Below are 7,876 nucleotides of genomic sequence, written 5' to 3'. Positions count from 1 at the left end.
CCCGCGTGTTCGAGCTGCCGCGGCACTCCGTCAAGGTGACGGCCGACCTCTACGGCGAGCTGAAGAGCCTGCTCGGCCCGAACTGCCTGCTCTAGTCGCCCCGCCCGCCCGCGCGCACATGCCCACCCAGTTGCCGCAAATTGCCGGTTACGCCTCGCTGCACCGCCGATTTGCGGCAACTGGGCGCGCGTGGGGTGCGCGGGGCGCGGGCGCGCATGGGCCTCAGACGATCTCGCCTGGCGTGCGGTAGGCGCCCTCGTGGTAGATCAGCGGGGCGTCCTCCCGGCCCAGCTCGCCCTCCTCGACCTGCACGATGACGACCGCGTTGTTGTGCGCGGAGACGCGCTCCAGGATGCGCCCGCTCATCCACGCGGTGACATCGTTCAGCACGGGCAGGCCGTGCGGCCCCGTGTGCCAGTGGTCGCCGATGAAGCGCTCGGAGGCGTCGCGGGCCATGATCTGCGCGGTGGCGCGGTTGCGGGCGCCGAGCATGTGGATGACGACCCGATCGGTTTCGGCGATCGCCCTCCACGCGCTGGCGGAGCGGGCCATGTTGAACGTGGCCAGCGGCGGCACGGCGGCCAGCGAGGCCAGGGAGGTGGCCGTGAAGCCGACCGGCCGCCCGTCCGGGTCGAGGGCGGTGACGACGGCCACGCCCGCGGCATGCCGGCGGAACGCCTGCTTGAAGGCGTGCAGATCCTCCGGCATGGCCCCGGGGGAGGCGGGGGAGTCGGGGGAGTCGGCGGGAATTGCGGCGGAAGCGTTCATACGCCTTCTCTCAAGCGTGGAAGCATGGCGCGTATTCCACGGCGCCCGGAGACCGTGCGAATCAGGCCGTGCGGATAAACTGGGCAGATCATGATCCAGACGATTGACCTGCGCGGTCTCCAGCCTACCCCCGCCGAACTCCTCGCCCTCGTGCCCCGCGCGAGCACCGACGTGAGCGTTGCGCTGGAGGTGGCGGCCGAACTCATCGACGATGTTCGGGCCCGCGGCGAGCATGCCCTGCTCGACCAGGCGGAGCGGCTGGACCGGGTGCGCCCTGAGTCGATCCGCGTGCCGCAGTCGCACATCGACGAGGCCGTCGCGGGCCTCGACCCGGACGTGCACGAGGCGATCCTCGAGACCATCCGCCGGGTGCGGCTGGCCAGCGCCGCCCAGGTTCCGCCCGCCGCCACGACCGTGCTCGCCCCCGGCGCCGAGATCATCCAGCGCTGGCAGCCCGTCGGCCGGGTCGGCCTGTACGTGCCCGGCGGCAAGGCCGTCTACCCCTCCAGCGTCGTCATGAACGTCGTGCCGGCCCAGACCGCCGGCGTGCGCTCGATCGCGCTCGCCTCGCCGCCCCAGGCGGCCTTCGGCGGGCGTGTGCACCCGACCATCCTCGCCGTCGCCGGACTGCTCGGAATCACCGAGGTGTACGGCATGGGCGGCGCCGGAGCCGTCGGCGCCCTCGCCTACGGCGTGGCCGGCATCGGCCTGGACCCCGTGCAGATGGTCACCGGCCCCGGCAACGTGTACGTCGCCGCCGCCAAGCGCCTGATCCGCGGCCAGGCCGGCATCGACGCGGAGGCCGGCCCGACCGACATCCTCGTGATCGCCGACGCCATGGCGGATGCCGCCCTGATCGCCGCCGACCTGGTCAGCCAGGCCGAGCACGACGAGCTGGCCGCCACCGTGCTGGTCACCGACGACACCGCCCTCGCCGACGCCGTCGAGGCCGAGCTGGGGCGCCTGGCCCAGACGACCACCCACAGCGCCCGGGTCACCGCGGCCCTCAGCGGGCCGCAGTCCGCGCTCGTGCTCGTCGACGACATCGAGGAGGCGGCGGCGTTCAGCAACGCCTTCGGCCCGGAGCACCTCGAGATCCAGACCGAGGATCCGGAGGCCGTGCTCGAGCTCATCGAGAACGCCGGGGCGATCTTCCTCGGCCCGAACTCGCCGGTGAGCCTCGGCGACTACTCGGCCGGGTCGAACCACGTGCTGCCCACCGGCGGCCAGGCCCGGTTCTCCGCCGGCCTCGGCGCCTCGACCTTCTTGCGGCCGCAGCAGGTCGTGCGCTACAGCCGGGAGGCGCTGGCCGAGGTGCACCAGAACGTGCTCGCGCTCAGCAACGCCGAGGCGCTGCCCGCCCACGGGGACGCGATCAGCGCCCGCTTCCTCTAACTGCTGCGCCCCGCGGGGGAAGCCGGCGCTACTCGAGCAGCAGCGTCAAGTCTGAGATCACGACCGCCAGCAGGGCGACACCGGAGACGAGCGCGGTCGCCGTCAACAGCCCGGGGTGGGCGAGCCCGATCGTCACCGTGCGCAGTCGCGGCCGGCGCAGCAGCATGCGGGCGGGCACCACGGTGCTGCCCGGGCTCTGCCGCCAGCCGCGCACTCTCGCCAGGAACCAGGCGCAGCGCAGCAGGAAGACGACCCAGAGCACCGCGATGGTCGGGAGCACGATGCCGAGCACGAGGCTGAAGCCGATGCCCAGCACCTCGCGCTCCCGGCCCTCGGCCAGGAGCGTCAGCGAGGTCGAGATGGTGGCGCCCAGCACGATCGACGCCGTCCAGGCCAGGAAGCCGGCGATGATGACCAGGTAGCGGGTGAGGAAGTGCCCGAGCACCGAGCCGTGGGTCTCCAGTGTGCGCCGCGGCGTCTCCCGCAGCACGACGATCATGGCCGTGACCGGCGGCAGCACCAACAGCGCGACCACGAGCAGGGATGCCGCGACGCTCCAGTCGAGCACCCCGGCGACGAGGCCGAGCGCGCCGAAGACGGCCAGCCAGAGCCAGCCGGCGGTGAGCGGGTGGGCGACCAGCCAGTCGGGGAGCGCCGCATCGGCGCGCCGCCCTGCGTTGCCCGTCGCGGTCATGGTCACACTGTAGCGGCCGCGCGGCGGCCAGGGCACAGCAGCAGTATCGGCCGAGCGGCCGGCGGAGCCGCTAGGCTGGGATCACGATGTATTGCCCGTTCTGCCGCCACCCCGACTCCCGGGTCATCGATTCGCGCACCAGCGATGACGGGCTCTCCATCCGCCGCCGACGGCAGTGTCCAGAGTGCGGGCGTCGTTTCAGCACCACGGAGACCGCCACCCTCGCCGTCATCAAGCGCAACGGCGTCGTCGAGCTGTTCAGCCGCGAGAAGGTCGTCGCCGGCGTGCGCAAGGCCTGCCAGGGCCGCCCGGTCACCGACTCCGACCTCGCCGTCCTGGCCCAGAAGGTCGAGGAGACGATCCGCTCCACCGGCGCGTCGCAGATCGAGGCCAACGACATCGGCCTCGCGATCCTCGCCCCGCTGCGCGAGCTGGACGAGGTGGCGTACCTCCGCTTCGCCAGCGTCTACCAGGCCTTCGAATCGCTCGAGGACTTCGAGGCCGCCATCGCACAGCTGCGCAAGGAGCACGGGCGCAAGCCCGCCCTGCCCGTCGACTAGGCCGGCCGGCCCGCCGACGCGTCCGCGCGGTCCGGGCAGGGGCGCGCCTGCCGGTATTCTTGAGCAGGCATGTACCCTCTACTCTTCTCCCTCGTCCTGTCCAAGCTCGACCCCGAGCGCGCCCACCACCTCGCCTTCGGCGTGATCAAGGCGCTGCCGACCGCGGGCTTCGGCCGGCTCGTGCACCGCTACACGCGCCCCCGCACCGACCTCTCGGTGCAGGCGCTCGGCCTGCACTTCGACACCCCGTTCGGCGTCGCGGCGGGCTTCGACAAGGACGCGCAGGCGGTCATCGGCCTCGGACAGCTCGGCTTCGGCCACATCGAGGTCGGCACCCTCACGGCGCACGCACAGCCCGGCAACGAGCAGCCGCGGCTGTTCCGCCTCGTGCCCGACCGTGCCGTGATCAACCGCATGGGCTTCAACAACGGGGGAGCGGACGGCGCCCGCGAGCGCCTCCGGAAGGCCCGCGCCACGGCCGGCCGCCCCGTCATCGGCGTCAACATCGGCAAGAGCCGCGTCACCGCGGTCGAGGACGCCACCGCGGACTACCTGATCTCCGCCCGCGCTCTGGCCCCGCTGGCCGACTACCTCGTCGTCAACGTCAGCTCGCCCAACACGCCGGGCCTGCGCGGCCTGCAGGAGCTGGAGTTGCTCCGCCCCCTGCTCAGCGCCGTCAAGGAGGCCTGCGGGCCGACCCCGCTGCTGGTGAAGATCGCCCCCGACCTCCTCGACGAGGAGGTGGTGAAGATCGCCGGGCTCGTCGTCGAGCTCGGCCTGGACGGCATCATCGCCACGAACACGACGATCTCCCGCGAGGGCCTGGCGACGCCGGCATCCGTCGTCGAGGCCGCCGGTGCCGGTGGGCTCTCCGGCGCCCCGCTCGCCGCCCGCTCGCTCGCCGTGCTGCGGCTCATCCGCCAGAACGTGCCCGCCACGCTCTGCGTCATCTCCGCCGGCGGCGTCGAGACCGCCGCGGACGTCGCCGAACGACTGGATGCCGGGGCGACCCTGGTGCAGGGCTACACCGCGTTCCTCTACCGCGGCCCGCTCTGGGCGCGCCAGATCAACCGCGGCCTGGACCGCATCCGCGGGACGCGCTAGCCGCCGGGGGCCCAGGCTGGGGGCCCAGGGCCTCGGGACTAGGGCTTGAGGATGCCGAGCTCGGTGAGCTGGTCGGCCAGGCCGGAGCCGTCCGGGGCGTACGCCCAGGGCACCCCGCCGTAGCCGTCCTCGATCTTGGAGCGGCCGCCGGCCAGCACCGCCTCGCCCGGGGAGAGCTCGCGGATCGCGATCGCCGCCACGTTGTCCGGGTGGGCGAGGGCGAACTGGCGGTAGTGCTCCTCGTCGTGCTGGCCGTCGTCGCCGACCAGCAGCCAGCGGATGTTCGGGAACTCGGCCGCCAGGCGGTTGAGGTTGTCCCGCTTGTGCTCCCTGCCGCTCCGGAACAGCCGGTCGTGCGTCGGGCCCCAGTCGGTCAGGAGCAGCACGCCGCTCGGGTACAGGTTGCGGGAGAGGAAGCGGGTGAGCGTCGGCGCGACGTTCCACGCCCCGGTGGAGAGGTAGATCACCGGCGTTCCGGGGCGGGAGTTGGCCAGCTTGTCCAGCAGCACGGCCATGCCGGGCGTCGGGATGCGGGCGTGCTCGTCGAGCACGAAGGTGTTCCAGGCGGCCAGGAGCGGCCGGGGCAGCATGGTGACCATCACGGTGTCATCGACATCCGAGAGCACGCCGAAGGTCACCGCGGGGTCGACGACGTTGAGCGGGGCCTCGACCGCCGCCGACTCGGCGGTGCGCAGCGTCGCCGTGTGCCAGCCGGGGGTCAGGCCCACCTGCACGACGGTGTCGACGACGCCGCCGCGGTCGGCCACCAGCTCGAAGCTCTGCCCGCCGACGTCGACGCTCACCCGGGCGTAGCCGACGGGGACGCTCGTGAAGCTGCGCCAGCCGCGCATGCCTGCGCCGCGGCGCTCGGCGCGGCGCCTGGCGCGGGCGGATGCCGGCTGCGGCTCGGCCGGGCGCGAGAGCAGCACGCGGCAGAGGATGCGCACCCAGCCGTCGCCGCCGTAGCCGGAGTAGGGGATCACCGTCTCCCGGTGCCCCCTCTTGCGGGCGGCACGATCGCGCCGGGCGTGCGCCCAGTCCTCGATGCGGGCGGCCCGGTGCGCGGGCGGGGCCGAGCTCTGGGGTGCATTGCACGCTTCGCTGGAGTCGACCACGAGTCCAGTCTTTCACGCCCAGGAGGCCCGTCCTGCACGCGCGGGGTACATGAGACTTGCTCCGCGCCACTAAAGTAGACCGAAGTTCGCTAAGGAGGAGAAGTGCCACTAGCTAAATTAGCCGGAACAAGCGATCTTGGGGCGGGGCGCGCGGTGCGCACCGAGCCCATCCAGCAGCGCAGCGCTGAGCGGCTGGACGCCCTACTGGACTCTGCCGCCTATGTGGTGGACCAGGTGGGGTTCGACAGGATCACGACCGCCATGATCGCCGACCACGCCGGCGCATCCATCGGCACCGTCTACCGCTACTTTCCCGACCGTGTCGCGGTGCTCTCCGCGCTGCGCGACCGGTCAATGGCGCGTTTTCGGGCGCGGGTCGCCTTCGACATCCAAGATTCTTCCCCCCAGAACTGGTGGCAGGCCATCGACCTGGCGATTACCGCCTTCGTCGACCTGTACCGCACGGAGCCCGGCTTCCACATCGTGCACTTCACCGAGCGGCAGAGCGTGGCGGGCGGCCCGGTCGCCGGCGCCGACGCCGAGCAGGAGCTCGTGGCGCACTCCGGCGATGACTCGTTCCCGGTGCGCCTGGCCGCCGTGCTGAGCGACGAGTTCGGCCTCGACGGCGGGCCGGAGCTCCTGTTCCGCCTGGAGGTCGCGATCGAGATAGCCGACGGCCTGCTCTCCCGCGCCTTCCGCGACGACCCCGACGGCGACAGCCGGTTCATCGCGGAATGCCGCGCCGTGGCGCACGGATACCTCGTGTCCTACTACGGCGGTCCCGAAACGGCATAGGGCAGAACAGGCGGCCGCACGATGATCGAGTTCCGCTCCGTGGGCAAGACGTTCGACGACGGCACCGTGGCCGTGCGCGACTTCAGCCTCGTCCTGCCCTCGCACAGCACGACCGTCCTGCTCGGCTCCTCCGGGTCGGGCAAGACGACGCTGCTGCGCATGATCAACCGCATGGTCGACCCGACCTCCGGCAGCGTGCTCATCGACGGGGCGGATGTCGCCGGGAGGCGGCCCGTCGAACTGCGGCGCAGCATCGGCTACGTGATGCAGAACTCCGGGCTGCTGCCGCACCGCACCGTGATCGACAACGTCGCGACGGTGCCGGTGCTGCGCGGCGTGCGCAAGCGCGACGCCCGGGCGCGGGCGCTGGAACTGCTGGACACGGTGGGCCTGGACCGGGCGTTGGCCGACCGCTACCCCAGCCAGCTCTCCGGCGGGCAGCAGCAGCGCGTCGGCGTGGCCCGCGGGCTCGCGGCCGACCCCAACATCCTGCTGATGGACGAGCCGTTCGGCGCCGTCGACCCGCTCGTGCGCGCCGAGCTGCAACAGGAGCTCCTCCGCCTGCAGGGCGAGCTGGGCAAGACCGTCGTGTTCGTCACCCACGACGTCGACGAGGCCTTCCTGCTCGCCGACCAGGTGGTCATCATGCGCGAGGGCGGCGAGGTCGCCCAGCGCGGCACCCCGGCCGAGATCCTCGCGGGCCCCGCGGATGACTTCGTCGCCGGCTTCATCGGCGCCGACCGCGGCAGCCGGCGGCTGCACGTGCGCGAGGTCAACGGGGCCCGGGTCGTCGTCGACGCCCAGGGGCGTGCGGCGGGAGTGCTCGAGCCGTGACCTGGCTCCTCGCCAACCTCGGCTTGGTGTGGCAGCTCACGCTGGCTCACATCGGGCTGAGCATCCTGCCCATCCTGTTCGGGCTGGCGGCCTCGCTGCCGCTCGGCCTGCTGGCGAACCGGGTGCGCGCGACGCGCGGCATCCTGCTCATCCTGGCCACCATCGCCTTCACCATCCCCTCTCTGCCCCTGTTCATCGCCCTGCCGGCCGTGCTCGGCACGGGCTTCACCAGCCCGGTCAACATCGTGGTGGGGCTCAGCCTGTACGCCCTGGCGCTGATGCTGCGCTCCAGCGCCGACGCCTTCGACTCGATCGACGACGACGTGCGCCTGGCCGGCCGGGGCGTCGGCTTCTCCAGCTGGCAGCTGTTCTGGCGGCTCGAGCTGCCGCTGGCCGGACCGGTGTTGGTGGCGGGGCTCCGCGTCGTCTCGGCGACGACGGTGAGTCTGGTGACGGTTGGCTCGCTCGTCGGCGTGACCAGCCTCGGCTACCTCTTCATCAACGGCTTCCAACGCAACATCGCCGCCGAGGTGCTGAGCGGAATCGTCGCAACGCTCATCGTCGCCGTGCTCTTCGACGCGGTCATCGTTCTCGGCGGGCGCCTGCTGATG

The 7,876-nt window shown here is 72.3% G+C and carries 9 protein-coding genes; 6 read left to right on the top strand and 3 right to left on the bottom strand.

Translation table 11 applies throughout. From position 1 onward, the window contains the following. Nucleotides 1-222: 222 nt before the first annotated feature. The gene (locus GY24_RS16725) at nucleotides 223-768 is read right to left on the bottom strand and encodes a flavin reductase family protein (RefSeq protein ID WP_104477695.1); all 546 of its coding nucleotides are present in this window, start codon (nucleotides 766-768) and stop codon (nucleotides 223-225) included. A 90-nt stretch (nucleotides 769-858) separates the two neighbouring features. On the opposite strand from GY24_RS16725, the gene hisD reads away from it, so the two are divergent. Continuing rightward, nucleotides 859-2,163 (top strand): histidinol dehydrogenase, encoded by a 1,305-nt coding sequence (hisD, locus tag GY24_RS16720; protein WP_104477693.1) that lies wholly within the window; start codon nucleotides 859-861, stop codon nucleotides 2,161-2,163. A 28-nt stretch (nucleotides 2,164-2,191) separates the two neighbouring features. Here hisD and GY24_RS16715 read toward each other — a convergent pair whose 3' ends face one another. After that, complete coding sequence (locus GY24_RS16715; RefSeq protein WP_133161234.1) at nucleotides 2,192-2,857, bottom strand: hypothetical protein; 666 nt, start codon at nucleotides 2,855-2,857, stop codon at nucleotides 2,192-2,194. 86 nt (nucleotides 2,858-2,943) lie between these two features. Between GY24_RS16715 and nrdR the strand changes: the two genes are divergently transcribed. Next, nucleotides 2,944-3,417 carry a transcriptional regulator NrdR gene (gene nrdR / locus GY24_RS16710; protein WP_104477689.1) on the top strand — a complete coding sequence of 158 codons (474 nt, stop codon included), beginning with the start codon at nucleotides 2,944-2,946 and terminating at the stop codon, nucleotides 3,415-3,417. Nucleotides 3,418-3,486: 69 nt separating this feature from the next. Continuing rightward, on the top strand, nucleotides 3,487-4,521 hold the full coding sequence (locus GY24_RS16705; RefSeq protein ID WP_104477687.1) for a quinone-dependent dihydroorotate dehydrogenase: 1,035 nt from the start codon (nucleotides 3,487-3,489) through the stop codon (nucleotides 4,519-4,521). Nucleotides 4,522-4,559: 38 nt separating this feature from the next. On the opposite strand, the gene GY24_RS16700 is transcribed toward GY24_RS16705, so the two are convergent. Then, nucleotides 4,560-5,636 (bottom strand): App1 family protein, encoded by a 1,077-nt coding sequence (locus GY24_RS16700; RefSeq protein WP_104477685.1) that lies wholly within the window; start codon nucleotides 5,634-5,636, stop codon nucleotides 4,560-4,562. Nucleotides 5,637-5,789: 153 nt separating this feature from the next. Between GY24_RS16700 and GY24_RS16695 the strand changes: the two genes are divergently transcribed. From GY24_RS16695 to GY24_RS16685, 3 genes are all read left to right on the top strand, one after another. Further along, complete coding sequence (locus GY24_RS16695) at nucleotides 5,790-6,431, top strand: TetR family transcriptional regulator (RefSeq protein ID WP_233279434.1); 642 nt, start codon at nucleotides 5,790-5,792, stop codon at nucleotides 6,429-6,431. A gap of 21 nt (nucleotides 6,432-6,452) precedes the next feature. Next, nucleotides 6,453-7,265 (top strand): ABC transporter ATP-binding protein, encoded by an 813-nt coding sequence (locus GY24_RS16690; RefSeq protein WP_104477681.1) that lies wholly within the window; start codon nucleotides 6,453-6,455, stop codon nucleotides 7,263-7,265. Beyond that, on the top strand, nucleotides 7,262-7,876 hold a 615-nt coding region (locus tag GY24_RS16685; RefSeq protein WP_104477679.1), incomplete at its 3' end, for an ABC transporter permease. The genes GY24_RS16690 and GY24_RS16685, both read left to right, overlap by 4 nt.

It is taken from the genome of Microterricola pindariensis, assembly GCF_002936985.1.
GTDB lineage: Bacteria > Actinomycetota > Actinomycetes > Actinomycetales > Microbacteriaceae > Microterricola > Microterricola pindariensis.
This window is presented reverse-complemented; position numbering and strand designations above follow the sequence as displayed.